The organism is Burkholderia sp. NFPP32 (assembly GCF_900119325.1).
Lineage (GTDB): Bacteria > Pseudomonadota > Gammaproteobacteria > Burkholderiales > Burkholderiaceae > Burkholderia > Burkholderia pyrrocinia_C.
In genome coordinates, this window is the sequence record NZ_FPJP01000006.1 from 87,981 (window position 1) to 105,307 (window position 17,327).

The 17,327-nt window shown below is 60.5% G+C and carries 14 protein-coding genes; 2 read left to right on the forward strand and 12 right to left on the reverse strand.

Going from position 1 to position 17,327, the window contains the following annotated elements; all coding sequences use genetic code 11:
- Nucleotides 1-412: 412 nt before the first annotated feature.
- The 9 genes from BT264_RS14295 to BT264_RS14335 all read right to left on the reverse strand — a co-directional run bounded on the left by BT264_RS14295 (nt 413) and on the right by BT264_RS14335 (nt 9,476).
- Nucleotides 413-811, reverse strand: a complete 399-nt coding sequence (locus BT264_RS14295; protein WP_072437907.1) for a VOC family protein — start codon at nt 809-811, stop codon at nt 413-415.
- Nucleotides 812-1,151: 340 nt separating this feature from the next.
- On the reverse strand, nt 1,152-2,096 hold the full coding sequence (locus tag BT264_RS14300; RefSeq protein ID WP_083534014.1) for an N-acetylglucosamine kinase: 945 nt from the start codon (nt 2,094-2,096) through the stop codon (nt 1,152-1,154).
- The gene (locus BT264_RS14305; protein ID WP_072437906.1) at nt 2,093-2,896 is read right to left on the reverse strand and encodes a DeoR/GlpR family DNA-binding transcription regulator; all 804 of its coding nucleotides are present in this window, start codon (nt 2,894-2,896) and stop codon (nt 2,093-2,095) included. Before BT264_RS14305 ends, BT264_RS14300 begins: the two co-directional genes overlap by 4 nt.
- 79 nt (nt 2,897-2,975) lie before the next feature.
- A complete protein-coding gene (locus BT264_RS14310) occupies nt 2,976-4,253 on the reverse strand; it encodes a D-tagatose-bisphosphate aldolase, class II, non-catalytic subunit (RefSeq protein WP_072437996.1) in 1,278 nt (425 codons plus the stop codon).
- Nucleotides 4,250-5,344, reverse strand: a complete 1,095-nt coding sequence (locus BT264_RS14315) for an ABC transporter ATP-binding protein (protein ID WP_072437905.1) — start codon at nt 5,342-5,344, stop codon at nt 4,250-4,252. Before BT264_RS14315 ends, BT264_RS14310 begins: the two co-directional genes overlap by 4 nt.
- 69 nt (nt 5,345-5,413) lie before the next feature.
- Nucleotides 5,414-6,364, reverse strand: a complete 951-nt coding sequence (locus tag BT264_RS14320) for an SIS domain-containing protein (RefSeq protein WP_072437904.1) — start codon at nt 6,362-6,364, stop codon at nt 5,414-5,416.
- A gap of 27 nt (nt 6,365-6,391) precedes the next feature.
- Nucleotides 6,392-7,258 carry a carbohydrate ABC transporter permease gene (locus BT264_RS14325; protein WP_072437903.1) on the reverse strand — a complete coding sequence of 289 codons (867 nt, stop codon included), beginning with the start codon at nt 7,256-7,258 and terminating at the stop codon, nt 6,392-6,394.
- Nucleotides 7,258-8,187 carry a carbohydrate ABC transporter permease gene (locus BT264_RS14330; RefSeq protein ID WP_072437902.1) on the reverse strand — a complete coding sequence of 310 codons (930 nt, stop codon included), beginning with the start codon at nt 8,185-8,187 and terminating at the stop codon, nt 7,258-7,260. The genes BT264_RS14325 and BT264_RS14330 overlap by 1 nt, the downstream gene beginning before the upstream one ends.
- Before the next feature lie 23 nt (nt 8,188-8,210).
- Nucleotides 8,211-9,476 carry an extracellular solute-binding protein gene (locus tag BT264_RS14335; protein WP_072437901.1) on the reverse strand — a complete coding sequence of 422 codons (1,266 nt, stop codon included), beginning with the start codon at nt 9,474-9,476 and terminating at the stop codon, nt 8,211-8,213.
- 756 nt (nt 9,477-10,232) lie between these two features.
- Between BT264_RS14335 and BT264_RS14340 the strand changes: the two genes are divergently transcribed.
- The gene (locus BT264_RS14340; RefSeq protein WP_072437900.1) at nt 10,233-11,381 is read left to right on the forward strand and encodes a porin; all 1,149 of its coding nucleotides are present in this window, start codon (nt 10,233-10,235) and stop codon (nt 11,379-11,381) included.
- Nucleotides 11,382-11,546: 165 nt separating this feature from the next.
- On the opposite strand, the gene BT264_RS14345 is transcribed toward BT264_RS14340, so the two are convergent.
- Both BT264_RS14345 and BT264_RS14350 read right to left on the reverse strand, forming a co-directional pair.
- The gene (locus BT264_RS14345) at nt 11,547-12,557 is read right to left on the reverse strand and encodes an ROK family protein (RefSeq protein WP_072437899.1); all 1,011 of its coding nucleotides are present in this window, start codon (nt 12,555-12,557) and stop codon (nt 11,547-11,549) included.
- A 7-nt stretch (nt 12,558-12,564) separates the two neighbouring features.
- A complete protein-coding gene (locus BT264_RS14350; RefSeq protein WP_072437898.1) occupies nt 12,565-14,010 on the reverse strand; it encodes an APC family permease in 1,446 nt (481 codons plus the stop codon).
- Between the two features lie 240 nt (nt 14,011-14,250).
- Here BT264_RS14350 and BT264_RS14355 point away from each other — a divergent pair, with 240 nt between their 5' ends.
- Complete coding sequence (locus BT264_RS14355) at nt 14,251-15,459, forward strand: ROK family transcriptional regulator (RefSeq protein WP_072437897.1); 1,209 nt, start codon at nt 14,251-14,253, stop codon at nt 15,457-15,459.
- A gap of 124 nt (nt 15,460-15,583) precedes the next feature.
- Here the strand turns inward: BT264_RS14355 and BT264_RS14360 are convergent, their stop codons facing one another.
- Nucleotides 15,584-17,296: a methyl-accepting chemotaxis protein gene (locus BT264_RS14360; RefSeq protein ID WP_072437896.1), complete on the reverse strand. Its 1,713-nt coding sequence runs from the start codon at nt 17,294-17,296 to the stop codon at nt 15,584-15,586.
- Between the last annotated feature and the right edge of the window lie 31 nt (nt 17,297-17,327).

The window sequence follows — 17,327 nt, forward strand, 5'->3', positions numbered from 1 at the left end:
ATCTCCGCCCGAATGACGCCTCGTCGGGGCTCCCTACCGGCTACGCGCTGGATCTCGCTCTGAATCACTTCACCCGAACACCGAACCGTTCGACGTCACGATTCCACACCGTCATCCATTTGCGTTTCCGCACGGCAGCGATGATTTTCGTTCAGATATGTTCAACGAACGATGCAGATTTCGTCACATTCTGCCGGAATACCCACCGAGGCTACCGACTTCAACACGTCCGCATCGAACGATGGCACACGGCGACTACGGAAATTCCTGTGTGGGATTTTCCGTCCAAACCGCCATTTTTCGCATGAAAAGTACGATTACCCCAAAGAGAAGACACAGCCGCACTGAACTCGATCATTCGTTCAATCAGGAAACCCAAGATCGGCGGATACCTGTTGGATTCGTGACTCGATCAGGCTTTGAAGTATGGCTCAGCCGTAAGACGCTGCGAAACCCACCAGATATTGCCAGCAATGTCGCGGACGCCCCCCTGGCGATCGCCGTAGGGCATGTCAGCGACCGCCATCACGAGTTCCGCACCACTGGCAACGGCTTGTTTGACCGCGCGATCGGCATCCTCGACATAAAGGTAAAATGCCGCGCTGCTCGCCGGAAACTCAGTCAAGGCCTCACTTACCATCACCGTCGAGGGCCCGAAGGAAATCTGGGCATTCGCGATCTTGCCATCGGGGCGCAAGCTGCGCCCTCTCTCCCTCCCGCCGAGGGCATGCTCAAGAAAAGCGATATACGCCTCGGCACCATCGACAAAGATGTATGGCGTAACAATCGAAAAGCCAGGGGGCACATGCATGGGACCTACCTCCGCGCTGAACAGCTGAGATTTTCAAATCCAGATGACGGCCAGATTCTCTGGCTAGGAAAATGTTACGCCGTATGGCATGGAAAGTCGCGGCGGCATAGGTCCCGGTTGCCACACGCGGCGCCCCGAGGTCCCCTCTGACAGTCCATGAGTTTCGCCTCCGTTATTGACAAGACGCGACGTTTGCGCGCGTCTTCTCACAACTGTGTGACTAGGCGGGCTCCCGCTCGAGCGCCTTCAGGTTGCGCGCAATGAGTAGAATGTCAAAGGCTCTCGCATTTGACTCCAGATGGTCGCGTACTATGACTTCGACATTTTCCGGACGCGGAATCTAGTAAGCGCTTACAAGCGATCTCGCCAAACTGCCAACCCATGCAGCGTCTGTGTCCCATCTGCAAATACGCGCGGCTCTCAACAGTGCGCCCCCGATTGGCGGCAACGACGGTAGCGTAGGCGCGCGGCCAATCCGGGAAATCAGGTGACTCAGAACCACTTCACTGGCGAACACGCCCCCGGCATAACTCCAGTCGGCAGACTTCGGCAAACCGCTTCGCTCGAAGCCCACTTTCGCGTGCTCGTAAAGCTGATCACCTGCACGCGCCAGGATTGAGCGCGCTGTCTCGTTGACCAGCGCAATCTCGCTTACGAGTTTTGCCACGCCTGCAATCCGCGATCTCCGCGCCGCATCGGCATACGACCAGCCAATCAGATCCGCTTCGGCAAGACGCAGCCCGTCAAGCAGCAAGTGCGCAAAGTCGACATCAAGTCCACGCCCATCCAATGCGCGTGTGGCTTCCGACAGCGCCTCCCGACCAATCCAATACGCGCTTCCTTCGTCGCCAAATGCGTCGCCCCAACCGCCAATCCTTATGTCTGCACCGCTGCCGTCACCGGCCCACGCCATCGAGCCTGTGCCAGCCAAAAGCAAAACCCCGCCCCGGCCCGCAAAGGCCCCGTCGAAGGCCACCTGAACATCGTTGACGACCTCGTGGTTCATGGGAAACAGGCCGGCACACGTGTCACGTTGTGCCTGAGAAATTGTTTCCACCTCCCCGAAGAACGGGAGCCCCACCGCTGCGGCGCATACGTGGGGCATATAACGGGCAGCAGAATCGACGAGACGCGCGATTTCCCGGATCCAAACAGGGCCGCCGTTCGGATCAAGCGTAGACCCTTGGGTAACAAACGGGACTACACCTGAACGGTCGGCAATCGCCAGCAACGTCTTTGTGCCCCCGGCATCAATCCCCAACACGAACTCCGGGGCAGACATCATGAACCACTCGCCCGATGGCCGGAATCTGTTCCCGTGCTCTCGACGGTAATTAAATTGATGCCCGCCTTCCTCAGCCTCGACTGCTCCTCCGCAGGCAAGGACGCATCCGAAATCACGCGCATTCGACTATTCAGCTCTGCGACCAGGAATGTGGAGCGCCGACTGAATTTGCTCGCATCGGCAAGAACGATCGTACTCGCCGCTCTTTCGATCATATGTTCGTTGATGCTGGCTTCGGCGGAATCCATGCTGTAGATTTTGTGATCGTCGCCAATTGCACCGGCTCCCAGGAACAACTGATCCAGCCACAGTCGATCGAGCGCCAACTCGGCCGCCGGACCCACCATCGACGCATTCTCGTTACGCAGTTGTCCGCCTATGAGCGAGACGCGCACCTTCGGCACATTCATCAATCGGTGCGCAACGACCAGACCATTTGTCACGACGGTCAACGGGATCGGATTGACCCGTAACAGGTGAGCCAGTTGCAAGACAGTCGTTCCGGCATCGAGGAACACAGCACTATTCGGCGTCAAGAGGTCATAAGCCGCCGCCGCGATTGCTCTTTTTTCGCGCAGATGCTGATTTTCGCGGACTTCGAATGCGACCTCGGTATCCACTCCCTTCGAGATGCGAGCGCCACCATGGCTACGTTCGATGACGCCTTGCTCCTCAAGAATCTGAAGATCCCGTCGGATAGTCGCCAAGGATGCGCCAACCCCTTCGGCAAGCGCCTGAATCGAGGTTTCGCCGTTCGAATACAAATGGTGCCTAATGGCATCTAATCGGTTCGTTTTCATATCTCATCGCGATATACAGACAGCATCAATAGCAAGCTTCAAGCCCTGGCTTCACCACGCTATTCGATGCCGGCGCGCGTTAGGGACCAGTCACCGCTTTGTGGTAGGTGTCGAATACCTGGCTGACCGCATATTCCAGCAAAACCGCGGGCGTCGCCTGGATAGCGCCTGACCGGACGGCCGGATATAGCGCACTCAGGTATTGGCTGACCAGCGTCTCGGGTACCGTCATGCCATCAAGACGTTCCAGCAACGCGTTCACCGCTGCCTGCGCTTCCGGCAATGCCCAATAGTAACGGATACGGTCGCTGTAACTGAAGTGCCGCTGTACGCGAATTTCATCCTCGGTACCGTGATAGTACTTCTCCCAGTGTTCCGGCCTGGCTACCATGAGGCGTTCCATCGACGCCGTCAACGTTTCCGATTCCGGCACCGGAGCGAGCACTTGCGCAATCGCGTCGAGCCCATAGAGCGCTTCGCGGTACGCAAAGGTAAGACCCGGACCAACCTTCAGGATGGCGAATCCATCTCGAACCAGTTCGGCCAATGCGCCGGCCGGCTGATAATCCGTCGAATGCGCCTCGAAGACGTACCCATGTCCCGTTGAAAGCAACGCGCCAAGATCACGTGCTCGCTCCGGGCGATACACGATGACGTTCTGGTGGCCAAATTCGACGCCGGGTTGGACGACTACGCCGATTACCCGATCGAAAGCCGCAGAGAGTCCAGCTTGTTCAAATGCCGCGCGATGGACGTCGATCGTCCGCTTTGCAGCTGACGGTCGCGTTACTTCAAGATGATCGATTACCTCAAGCGCCCCGCCTGGTACCGGAACCTCTGTACCGATCACATATAGCGGCGGGGCCTCCCGAGAAGCGGCGGCTTCTGCGGAGCGAACCAGCCGCACTGCACGCTGAGCAACGACTTCGTCCGACAGCATCTCAGGCTCTCCGTGACAGCCCATGCTGGCGTCGATGTGTAACTTGCGGAACCCCGCGTGTACATAATCGGCAATCATCACCTCGGCGCGCGCCATCGCAACATCAGACGAAAGTTTCTTCCACGGGGTCGGTCCCAAATGGTCGCCGCCCAGGATCAGGCGTTCCGTATTGAAGCCAACCTTTAGCGCGATTTGCGCGACAAACTGCCGGAAGGCGGCAGGGGTCATTCCCGTATAACCGCCCTCCTGGTTTACCTGATTGCAAGTCGCTTCGATCAGCACGTCTACGTCGTGAACGAGTGCGTGCCGAAGCGCCGCCTCGATCACTACCGGATGGGCCGTACAGACGGAGAAAAAACCCAGGCGCCCGACGTTGCCAGCTCGGCCCGTCATGGATTGCACCAGAGTACTGTTCATGTTCTGCATCCCGGTGCGAAATCGAAGCGTCGACCTGTTTTCAGATCAAAAAGGTGAATGTCCTCGGCGGCGACAGTCAACGGGATCGAGCCGCCATGCGTGATACGATTCCGCCCCCCGAGAATCAGCGTGGCCGGGTGCCGGCCGATTGTCCCGTGCAGATGCGACTCCGCCCCGGTTGCCTCAATGGTGGAAACGTCGATGCTTAGCGCACTCTTTCCTTCGGCGATATTGAAATGCTCGGGTCTGATGCCGCAAACGACTTTCGTACCGGATTCAACCGGCACATCCTTTCCGAGCGCGATGACGATTCCATCATCGATGTCGACATACGTTTGCCCCTGCTGTTGCACGATCGATCCTTCCATCAGGTTCATTGCGGGAGAGCCGATGAATCGCGCAACAAACAGATTCGCCGGGCGATCGTAAAGGTCGAGCGGGACACCCACCTGTTCAATATGACCGTGGTTCAACAGGACGATCCTGTCGGCCATCGTCATCGCTTCGATCTGATCGTGCGTGACATAGATCGAGGTTGTCCCGAGCCGCTGCTGGAGGGATTTGACTTCCCGGCGCATTTGCACCCGTAGCTGCGCGTCCAGGTTCGATAGAGGCTCGTCGAACAGGAACACCTGGGGCTTGCGGACGATCGCGCGCCCCATCGCCACGCGCTGACGTTGGCCGCCCGACAATTGTTTGGGAAGGCGATGCAGATAAGGGGTAAGCCCCAGTATTTCCGCGGCTTCACCGATTGCCTTTTTAATTTCGTCCTTCGCCGTTCCGCGAATTTGAAGGCTGAACCCCATGTTTTCCGCTACGCTCAGATGAGGATAGAGTGCGTAGCTCTGAAAAACCATGGCGATGTCCCGATCTTTGGCCGGAAGATTGTTGATCAACCGTTCACCAATGAAGATCTTTCCATCCGTGATGCTTTCCAGGCCGGCAATCATGCGCAACAGCGTCGATTTACCGCTGCCGGATGCGCCGACAAGCGCCACAAATTCGCCGTCCCGAATCGAAATGTTCGCGCTTTCGATGACCGACTGGTTTCCATAATTCTTTCTAACGTTGGTGATCTCGACATTTGCCACGAGACACCTCCTTTCAAAGTTTTACGATGGTGGCTTGGATGCACACCAACACACCACCCTTGTCAGGTGTTATAGCGTGACGACCTTGTTCAAATGACGCGGAGCGGTTGTGTCGAGGCCGCGCAGTTCGGCGACTCGCTCGCCCAGAATCTGCAGGGCGGGAAGCACCATGATTGCCCGGCTTTCAGCCGCCCCCGGGAGTTCGATTTCTACACTTCCAGGCCCGCCGAAACCCAAGACCATCGCTCCCTTTTCAATCAACTCCTCCGCCAGCTTTGCCTCCTCGTCACGAGTGTCCGGGCTGTAAAGCAGAACGGCCAGCGTTTTGTCGTCCACAAGGCTGACAGGCCCGTGCCGGTACTCCATCGTGTGATAGGTATGGGCATAGCTCAGACTCATCTCTTGTACTTTGATGCTGCCTTCACCTGCAATTCCATACATCGGGCCCGCACCCAGATAGACGAAGTGGGATCGTCCCGCCAACGCACCGGGAAGAGCCCTGTCAAGTTTTCCCATCGTCGCCATGGCGTCGTTCACGACGCTACCTTCGAGCGTCACGCCCGCCAGACGCAAACCCATTATCAACATCAAGCTCGCCGATGACGTCATCACGATGCCTTCGCCCGGATGGGTCTCTGCAAAGACAACCGAGTCCGCATGACGGGTAATGCTGCTGTCGGCTTCGCACGTGATCGCGGTCGTCTTAATACCGGCGGCCCGGCTGACTTCAAGCGCCTGTACCGTCTCGGTCGACTCGCCACTTCGCGACAACGCAATGACGTGAACATTCGCATCGCTCGCAACATAGGCGCGCCGGCGCCGTGCCCACTCCCCTCCGGGCACGGCGATCGCACTCGACCCGCGAAGACTGAACGACGCGGCAATACTTTGAGCGAGATGATACGAAGTGCCGCAGCCGACGATCACGAACTTGCAATCGGTCGGTTCAAGAGACGGCGTGGCAAGTGCCGCCGGCCAGAATTGAAACTGTTCCTGGATAACGCGTTCGGTCACATTCATTGGTTAATTCCTTTTTGCAAAGAGACGCTACTTGCCTGATCCGGCCATGAGGCCCTGAACAAGGAAGCGGTTCAAAAAAAGCACGACGATGATCGGAGGAATGATGGCGAGCATGCCGGCCGCATTCATCAGCCCGTAGTCGACATAGTTGCGACTGACAAATTCCGGAATGAGGACGGTCAGGGGCTTGGTCGCCAGGGTCGGCGAAAAAACCAGCGGAATCATGAACTGCCCCCAGGCACTCAGGAACGTGAGAATCGCACTGGCTATCAGTCCCGGCGCAGCCAGCGGAAGGACGATCTTGAACAGCGTGTACGTACGACCTGCGCCGTCCATCCACGCGGCCTCCTCCAACGACAACGGCAGCGACTGGTACACGCTTCGCATAAGCCAGAGCGCAAGCGGCAGAAACGCTGACACATAAATCATCGTGACGCCAAAGTAGGTATCGATAAGCTTCAACGACACCATGAGCCTGTAAAGCGGAATCATGACCGTATAAGCCGGAATAGCCAGAGACGCGACCACCATGACGAAAATGACATTTCGACCTGGGAACTTGAGACGAACAAACGCGTAAGCCCCAATCGCGGCAAGCGCGACGGTGACGACCGTTGCCAGCAGGGACGTAATCAGACTATTGACAAGCGCCCGACTGAACTGCGGCCATACGGATTGCACCGCGCTTCCCTGAAACGAACTGGATGCTCCAAGAAGTTCGCGATAGTGCTCGAACGTCACATGCGGCGGAAAGAAGTGCGGCGACGCCGATACCAGGTCCGTCGGCGCCGTCAAGCTTGTGACAAGCGCCCAATACACGGGCCCTAGCGACCATATCAACAAAGCAGTCGCGCAAATCAGCAAGCCAAAGCGGGAAAGAAATGAGCCGCGCATCAGTCGTACCTCGTTTCGCGATAGACGCGCAAAACATAGACAAGCGAGATCAACAGGGAAGCAAACATGACGAGAACCGACAGCGCCATGCCGTACGAAAATCGAAGGTCCTGAAAAGCGGACATGTAGACCTGAACAAGCACCGGGCGAGTGTCCAGGCTTGATCCATTCAGGATCCATGCCTCATCGAACAGATTGAATGCGAAAACCGTCGATTGACTCAGCGCGATAGCGAGTCCACCCGAAATCAGCGGTAAGGTCACTTTTGAAAACATGCGAATTGGACCAGCGCCATCGAGACGAGCCGCCTGATAGAGTTCCGCGGGGATGCTCTGCAATGCCGCCAGCAAGATAACCGCTGTCAGCGGCAGCATTCGCCAGACGTGGACCAGCGCCACAAGCAGCAATGCTGTTGTGCGGTCGTTGAACCAGACGTGATACGAACCGATCAGTCCGGCGGATTGCAGGGCACCGTTGAGGAGCCCATAGCTCGGGTTGTAAATCCACGACCACACGATTGCGTTGACTACCGGCGGCAACGCCCACGGCAGAACCACGGCGGCCAGCAGCCAACGTCGGCCCCAGGTAATCCTGTTCAGCAATAAAGCTGCAGCCAGACCTCCTACCGTTTCCAGAACGACTGCAAATACGACATATTCCATCGTATTGACCCACGCATGCCGCACGCGGGAGTCGCTCATCAATGCCCAGTAATTCGCGAGGCCGATGAACGGCGTTCCAGGCCGCATGGGGTCGACCCTGTGCAAGCTATCCCACAGAGTGACTAAAACGGGACCGAAGACCAGTAATCCCATGATGAGGACGATGGGCGCCGCGAAGGCTAATCCCAACCAGCGTTCGCCGTTGAAGGTCGAACGCTTGTCAACCTGAAATGGGACGGTCTCGGAGGTGACGACTTCGGAGGTCATGGCTCTGTTCCTAAGCGATCAGCTCACTGCTTTTTGGCTTCAGCCGTTTGAGCAGCAATTTGCTTGATGGCGGCATCGACAGTGAGCTGCCCTTTCGCGGCTTGATTGATCGCGGTGGAAACCGCGCTGCTGAACTGCGGATACCATCCGGGCGTTCCCTGTTTGAAAAGCGGTTCGACGACGGCGGCCTGGGCGAGGAGTGTCTTTCCGCTGGCGAGCTTGCCGCTGTCGTCGAGCGATTTCAGTACACTGGTACGAGTCGGCAAGTTTCCAAGAGCCGTGTAGCTTTCCATCTGGTTCTCGGGCGCGACGAACCAGCGAATGAAGACTTCAGCCGCTTTCTTGTGCGTAGATGCCGCAGGAATGCCGATAGCCTCCGGCAACCCAAACGTTCGCGTCTTTCCGGACACCGTCGGCATAAGCGCGCCTTCGGCTGCTTTCGCCACCTTCGACTTCGACGGATCCGTGTAGACGGAAAGATTTCCGGCCCAACCCGCAACGTCAAAGCTCGCCTGCCCGTTTTTGAAGAGCTCCTGAACCTCGACGTCCTTCAGGCCGGTCGACGCTGGATCGACAAGCCCTGCCTTGAGCGCGCCAATTTCCCATGCCAGCGCCTTGTAGCCGGCAGAGTCGGGCGACGTGAACGACGGCTTCAGATCGTTATCGAAGAGGTCCCCGCCGAAGGCCTTGGTGAGCAGGTACCAGGCCGTCGCGGTGCCTTCCGTCGCCGAGAGTGGAAGCGCAATCGGAAACTTCGCTATCCCTTTTTCCTTGATGGTCTTGGCATCGGCAAGCAATTCAGCCAGCGTCTTCGGCGGCTGGGCGATACCGGCCGCGCTCAACTGCTCGCGATTGAAGATGAGAAGGCGAAAATCGTTGTTATAAGGAACGCCGATTAGTTTCTTGTCATAGGTAAAAATCGAGGTTGCAGGCAAGTCCTTGGCCGTTGCCGCATCAACAGAAGCATTCAAGGGGGCATACCAGCCCGACGAACCGAATTGACCCACCCACGACCAGTCGATTTCGGTGACGTCGGCGGGCGGGCTGCCGGCGATCGATGCCGTGATGATTTTCGTTCTGATTTCGTCCCAGCCCAGCGTTTGCAGACTCAGCTTGATGCCGGTCTGCGCAGTAAAACGGTCGGTCATCCCTTTCGGCAACGTCGCCCACGGCGGCAGCAAAACGGTAACCGTCTCCCCCGTCAGTGGCACTGCCGCTTGAGCGCCGACCGGCAGAGCGGCGGAAAGCACGACGGCCACGATGGCCGCCATAAGCATTTTTCTTTTCATCTTGCTGCCTCCTGTACTGGTTGTGGGGGTGATGGAAGGGAAAGATACACCCCAGAAAAATCAAATTCAATCAGTATTTTGACTTTATTTGATTCAAGAGGCCGGCAGCGAGGTTGCCTTCATCCCGCAAGGCCCAAGTCCAAGCGGCGCAGGCAGCCGCGGACCAGTGCGACAGCGCCGGCTGGCAAGCTCCACTTCGAGAGAGACGGCGTGGAAACGTCTGACGTATCGACCGATCTTGTGGCGCTGCTTCTCGCGTTTCGACGATCGACTTCGCCGTGGAACCGAGGCCTTTCGAGCACGAAGCGCAGGCACCACTCATCCGGCGACCTCAATCGGATCAAAAAACATCACGATTGTGATTGCATTGGATTTTTTTGACTGATAGCGTGGCGCCTATTGATCTTGTCTGGTGGCCGGTTCGAAAAGGTCGCTCCGTATCCCCGGGTTCGATTGTTGAGGCCCGCCCTCGACCAACTGGAGTACGTCGATGCCGATAACTTCGTTGAACTAAATTGCCCGCGGAGAACGAGCGTTCCTCGCTTCTGCCTTTTAGGGCGGGTTGTAAGTCAACGACGGCGCACGACCATGGCCGGTCGCCGCCGCGATCTCTCTGCTTCACCCGCAGAGGGCCTGACACGTCGATGCCGAAGTATCCGGCAACAAGTTTGCAGTGACGCTTCAAACAAAGCAGTCGATCTCCCGGTGTTGCCACCGTGGACGTCAACGGGGTCAGTCAAACAGGAGGAGTAAAGCATGAAGAAGGCATATCTCACGGCGGAAGTCGCCTTGGCGGCATCGCTCGCGGCCGGTACGGCGCATGCGCAGAGTAGCGTGACGCTATACGGCGCAATGGACATGGGCGTGAACTTCACGTCGAACGCCCAGGGGAGTCACGCATTCGCGATGGTCAGCGGCAACACGCAGGAATCGATGTTCGGGATGAAGGGCACCGAGAATCTCGGCGGCGGCCTGAGCGCACTGTTCACGTTGGAAAGCGGGTTCAACGGTAGTAACGGCCAGTCGAACGAAGGTGGCCGCCTGTTCGGCCGCAATGCATACGTAGGTCTGGCGTCGACGCAGGCGGGCACGCTGACGCTGGGTCGCCAGAACGACGCGACTGTCGACTTGTGGGCCCCGTTCACCGGAGCCGGCGGCGCGATCGGCGACTTCGCTGCGCATCCGTTCGACAACGACAACGCCGACACCAGCTTTCGTCCGAACAACACGATCAAGTACGTGTCGCCCGTGTTCGCCGGCCTGCAGGCTGAAGCGACGTACAGTTTCAGCAACACGCCAGGCTCCGCGAACAACCGCAACTACAGCACCGCGCTGAGCTATACGATGGGTGCCTTCTCGGCTGCCGCCGCATACATGAAAACGAACAACGGCGGTGCGCAGGCCCCGAACCAGAGCGGCGCGCTGACCAGCGACGCCGTCTTCACCGCAACGTCGCAGCAGAACATCGACGCTGGCGTCAAGTGGACGTTCGCGAACAACGCGAACGTCGCGTTCGCGTATTCGCACACCGACGTATACAACCCAGTCGCAAACGCGTACGTATCCAGCATCGGCACCGGCTGGAATTCGTGGAAGTTCAACAACTTCGAGGTAAACGGGCAGTATTTCGTGCGTCCGGAATTTTACCTGGCCGGTTCGGCCGCGTACACGAACGCTCATTTCAACGGCGCTGGCGGGGACGCCACCGCCAACTGGATTCAACTTGCCCTGATGGCGAACTACAGCCTCAGCAAGCGCACGTCCGTCTACGTCCAGGGCGCGTGGCAGCACGCGAACTCGAACACCGGCACCGGTCTCGATCAGCCGGCCATCGTCGGTTCGAACGGCTCGTCAACGAGCAAGAACCAGTTCGTCGGTCGCGTCGCGCTCGTCCAGAAGTTCTGATAACGGCACGCGTCGCCGCCGTGGCCACCGGCACCATGCCAACGGCCGCAGCGGCGACGTCAGAGCAGACTGGTCAGCATATCCCCCTGCCCGTCTGTCGCGATGACCAAGGTGAACAGGATGCTGAAAAAGCCAACAACCCATTGGCTCTTGTCGAGCCCCTCTCTAAGAGAGGAGTACTTGAAACCGGCCTTCGGGTTGAGCAGGCAGCGGCAATGACGGATGACGGGAGTTCCAGATGTCCCGCGCGAGCGCGACCGCGCCTCGCAGCGCCGCGCCACGCCCGAAGGCCGAAACCGTTACCTCGGGCGGGTAGGGAACGGCGCGCGCGAGGCAGGTCCGGATTTCATCCGCGACCCGCGGTATCCGTGACATACCGCCGCCGATAACGACCCGCGATGGATCGAGAAGAAGCACCATATTCGCCACATGTGCGCTCAGGCCCGCGAGCGTATCGTCGAGCAGGCGTGCCATCTGCGGATCCGTCAGGCTCAGGTCGAACACGTCACGCGTCGTAACCGGGCGACCGAGCATCCTGCTGGCCCGGTCGCCGATCGCCCGACCTGACACGAAATCTTCGAGCGGAGCGCCCCCTTCCGCAAATGGCGCTTCCCCCGGCACTCCGCGCAACTGATATCCGATCTCGCCGGCGGCACCGTGCGACCCGCGCAGCACCTTTCCGCCGATGACCGCAGCGGCTGCCAGTCCGGTTCCCAGGTTCAGATACAAGCCGCAATCGATACCGACGAGTGCGCCGCATCGCGCCTCGGCGAGCGCCGCAGCCTTGACATCAGTTTCGACGCCCACGCATTCGACCTCGAAGCCTTCGCGCAGCTGGTCCGCGAGCACGAGCCGCTCCCAGCCGGGGTTGTTCGGCGCAAGGCGGATGCCGTCCCGCTCGACGATGCCGGGCGTCACGGCGGCGACCGCACGAAGCGGCGCACCGAGCGTGACGACGGTCCGGGAGATCAGTCCCCATGCGGCTTCGAACATCCGCCGCATCACCGCATCCGCACCCTGTTGGGCCAGGGTCGGGATTTCGGTCTCGTGCAGACGGTGTCCCGACTGCGTGGTCGTGGCCATCGCGATCTTTGTGCCGCCGAAATCGATAGCCAGTGCGAAGCCGTCGTCGCTGGTATTGACAGGCCGGTCTGCCGGGAGGTCGTATGCGTTCATCGGAGGCTCAGTGGCTGGCGGCGGACTTTTGTCGCTCGAGGAAGGTTTCGCGAATATGCTTCGGGCCGAACGGCCACTGCCGTGCGACGCGCGCCCAAATCAAGAATGCGATCAGGCCCAGCGCGATCCAGATTGTCGACATGAGCTGCGACCGGTGATCGGTCGCGTAGAAGACGTACAGCCATCCAACCAGCGCGACGAGACTCGGTATCGGGTACAGCCATTGTCGGTACGGGCGGTGCAGGGCCGGCTGACGCCTGCGCAGCACGGTCAGCGCCGCAATCTGGGCGACCGCCTGGAGCAACACCGCCACTGCGATCAGCATATTGATCACCGTGGTCAGGTCGAAGAACGTTCCGGCCGCCGTCACTACGCCCATGACCAGCAACGCCACATGGGGGAAGTTGTGTTGCGGATGCAGTCGGCCGAACGCGGAGAGAAACACGCCGTCGCGTGCTGCATGGAACGGCACTCGCGAACCTCCGAGCAAGCCGGCGAACACCGAGGCGAACGCCGCTATCAGAATCAGGACCGTGACGAACGCCGCAGCCCCATGCCCCCAATTGCGCGACACGACGAGCGATGCAACGGAGGTCGACTTCGCGACGTCCTGCCACCGCACCGTGCCGATGACGCCGATGTTCATCGCGAGATAGAACACCATCATGGCGATGATCGAGACGATGATCGAACGCGGCATCACGCGGCCGGGGTTCTTCAGTTCGTCGCCCATGTACGCGGTGGTGTTATAGCCGGCATAGTCATAGATGGCGATGATCAGGCCCGCGCCGAGGCCGGTAAAGAACTTGCCGATATCGCCCGCATCCGGCGGCAGCGACATGGCGAGGTCCAGGTGGAAATCGGAATAGGCGGCAGCGGTCGTCAGGCCGACGGCGAGGACCATGATGATCCACAGCACCGCGCTCAGCGCACGGATCGATTCGATACGGCGATACAGCGCCAGAACCACGACCGCGACGACGGCGATACTGATGGCATGCGTCTGCCAAGGCGCGAGGTTCGGCAGGAAAAATCCGAGGTACTGGACAAAGCCGATGACGCCAGTACTCATGATCAGCGGGATCGACAGCATCGCGGTCCAGACGAACAGGAACGGCATCAGTTTGCCGGTGCGGTACTGGAACGCCTCGCGCACGTACAGGTACGTGCCCCCTGCCCCGGGCATCGCTGCGCCGAGTTCCGCCCATACCAGTCCATCGCTCATCGCGAGCAGCGCACCGAAAATCCAGCCGATCACGGCGAGCGGTCCATTCATCACCGCGACGATCGCCGGGATGGTCAGAAACGGACCCACGCCGCAAATCTGGATCATGTTGACGGCAATCGCCGGGAACAGTCCGACCGACCGTCGAAACTGCGGCCCGTCGTCTCCGGGTGCCTGCGCGGGGTTTGCACGCGTACCGGCGGGGTCCTGCCAGGTTGAATCGCTCATCGTGTCTCCATATGGCTCGTACCGCGTCTCATCGTTCGGAACTGCTCCGGTCGGCACCGCTTCTCGCTGTCGGTGTCACGCCACGAATGATAGGAAAGATTCTTTACAAATGCAATTGCGCCAAAATAACCTGGTTGCCTTCCGACTACCGCGCCCGCTCACGCATCCTGATCACGGGATTGGCTTGCCCCGCGTGACGGGTCGTTGATAGGATCGGCCATCCCGCAAATCACGCCCCGCATGAACCACCACACCCCGAAAGCTATCCAGACCGTCCCTGTTACCCGGGGGCCGGTATTCGTCCGTCAGGGCAATGAATGGGCGATCTACCAGCACCTGCTGTCGCTCGCCCCCGCATCCAGTCCGCAGCTGGCCGCGAGCACTGGCCTATCGAAGGTCACGGTGTCGGCTGCGCTCGGCAATCTTGAACGCCTGGGTCTGGTCGAACAGACCGGCGTGCGTGCCGGCAACGCAGGGCGTTCGCCGCGGCTGTATGCGCCGCGCGCGCGGGCCGGGTTCGTGGTCGCCATCGACGTCGGCGCAAAATGGATTCGCGGTGCGGTTGCCGATCTGACGGGTACCGTCATCGCGCGGCTGGAAAAGCGCACACCCTCGCGCGTGACGCAACTGGTCGCGCGCATCGTCGAGATCGTGGACGCCATGCTCGACGAACAGAAGGTGCCGCGCGACGACGTACTGGTGACCGTAATCGGTTCACCCGGGGTGCTCGACGCGGCCAGCGACCGGTTGCGCCTTGCGCCGAACCTGCCGGACTGGGAGCGCCCGGGGCTGATCCCGTCACTGCGCGAGGCGCTCGGCGCCGGTATCGTGATCGAGAACGACATCAACCTGGCGACGCTGGGCGAGCAGCGGTACGGACTCGGGCGCGACGTCGAAAATTTCGTGTTCATGTCGATTGGTACCGGTATCCGTATCGGCATCGTGGCCGGGGGCAGGTTGCATCGGGGCGCGCACGGGTTCGCGGGCGAGATCGCGGTGCTTCCCCCCGCGCCCTCCGTCGGCGGGGGCACTGGCGACGGCCCACGACACGGCTTCGAATCATTCGCGGCGGCAAACGGCATCGTCGCCGATGCGCGGCGATGCGGACTCGAGGTGTCGAGTGCCGAGGAAGTCTTCGTCGCGGCCAATGCCGGAGACGAGCGCGCACAACGATGCGTGGCCGAAGAAGCGCGTCAGCTCGCCTGGGGACTCACGTCGATCATTCCCGTGCTCGATCCCGCGCTCGTCGTGCTGGCGGGCGGCATTGGTCGCAGCGGTGCGCTGCTTCTGCCAGCGATCCGCGCACACCTGTCGGCGTCGCTGCCGATCCCGGTACCCGACTTCGCGATCTCCGCGACGGGAACGGACGCGGTACTGCTTGGCGCGATCGTGCAGGGCATCGATCGGGCGCGCGTGAAGGCCTTCGAGCGTGTGGGCTACGACGCCTGATCTCGGAGCACGCGGCGTGATTCCGTCGGCGCTTCCTGTTGTGGACGTTCTTCCGCGGCCCCTTCACTACGCCATCCATCGGTCTTTCCCCGTTTGTCGGCGGCAGGGCCGCCTGGAAGGCGTGTCAGGCATCAGCCGCGCCGGCAGCGGACATTGCCGGCACGGACGTCCGCACGACCGACGCAGAGGTCTTCCTGCCGGCCAGGGCCCGAGGAGCTGCAGGCCGCACCGGCTCCGGCTGCGATCGCACCGGCATGCCGGCAGGCGCGCCATCGACACGGAAGAACGCCACCGCCTCGGTCAACTGACGGCCCTGGTCCTCCAGCGACTTCGAGGCCGCTGTCGCCTCCTCCACGAGCGCGGCGTTCTGCTGCGTGACTTCGTCCATCTGAGTGATCGCCTGGTTGACCTGCTCGATACCCCGGCTCTGTTCGCTCGAGGCCGCTGCGATCTCGCCCATGATATCGGTTACGCGGGCCACCGCCTGCGTGACTTCGACCATCGTTTTGCCAGCCTCACCCGCGAGCGTCGAGCCGTCGTGGATCTTCTGCACCGACGCATTGATCAGGTCCTTGATCTCCTTCGCAGCGCTCGACGATCGCTGCGCGAGACTTCGAACCTCGCTCGCCACAACCGCGAAGCCGCGCCCCTGCTCGCCCGCGCGCGCGGCTTCCACTGCGGCGTTCAGGGCCAGGATGTTGGTCTGGAACGCGATGCCCTCGATGATTCCGGTGATCTCCGCGACCTTCGTCGAACTATGACTGAGGTTGGTCATGGTCTCCACGACCTGTCCGACCACGGCGCTACCCTTGTGCGCGACCGCGGATGCATTCGTAGCCAGCGCGCTTGCCTGCTGCGCGTTTTCCGCGTTCTGTTTCACCGTAGAGGTCAGTTCCTCCATGCTCGAGGCGGTCTCCTGCAGCGACGACGCTTGCTGCTCGGTACGCGACGACAGGTCCTGGTTACCCGAAGCGATCTGGCTCGTGCCAGTGGCAATATTGTCCGCCGAGGTTCTGACCTGACCGATCAGGCGCACGAGGCTCGTCTGCATCTCGCCCATCGAGGCGAGCACGCTCCCACGTGGCGCGACCCGTGCACCCGGCACCGGGCTCAGATCTCCGCCCGCCACGCGCCGCGTGACGCCGCCGAGCTCGGCCGGCTCCGCGCCGAGTGCCCGCGTCACGCTGCGGGTGATCAGCAGCGCTGCAACAGCAGCTGCGGCGAGCGCGGCCAGACAGATGCCGACGAGCAGCGCGCGCTGCGCGGCATACTGGTCTGCTGCCTCCTGAACCCGGTGCTCGGCACGCTCGTTCGTGTATTCCGCATACGCTCTGGTCGCCTTGGCCAGCGCTGCGAGCAGCGGACGGCACTGGTCGTTCATCTTCATGATCGCTTCGTCGCGTTTGTTGTCAAGCGCAAGGCTCACGATGTCGGTCGCCACCGGACCGTACTCGCTCTCCACGCGATTGATATCGGCCACCAGGCTACGAGCCTGGTCCGTCGTGTCTGTTGCGCCGGCCATCAGATCGTTCAGTTGCTTCAAACGTACCCGCACGTCCTCATGCGCCTGCGTTACGGCAGCCTTTTCCATTTCCAGATCGGCAGGCTTGGTAACCAGGACCAGATTGCGCGCGGCGATCGCGCGTCGGTCGACCGCACTGCGTACCCGTCCCACGGCATTGGCGCGCGCGGTCACGCCATGCACATACAGGGCGAACTTGTCATTTGCGTCGCTTAACGCGTGCAACGCCAATCCCGATACCAGCACCACCAGCCCGGCGAGCAGACCAAAGGCAACCGCGAGTTTTGCCCGTACCGTCATCGGTCTGACATTCATGATGTTTCTCCCCGTTAAGCGGAATAAAGTT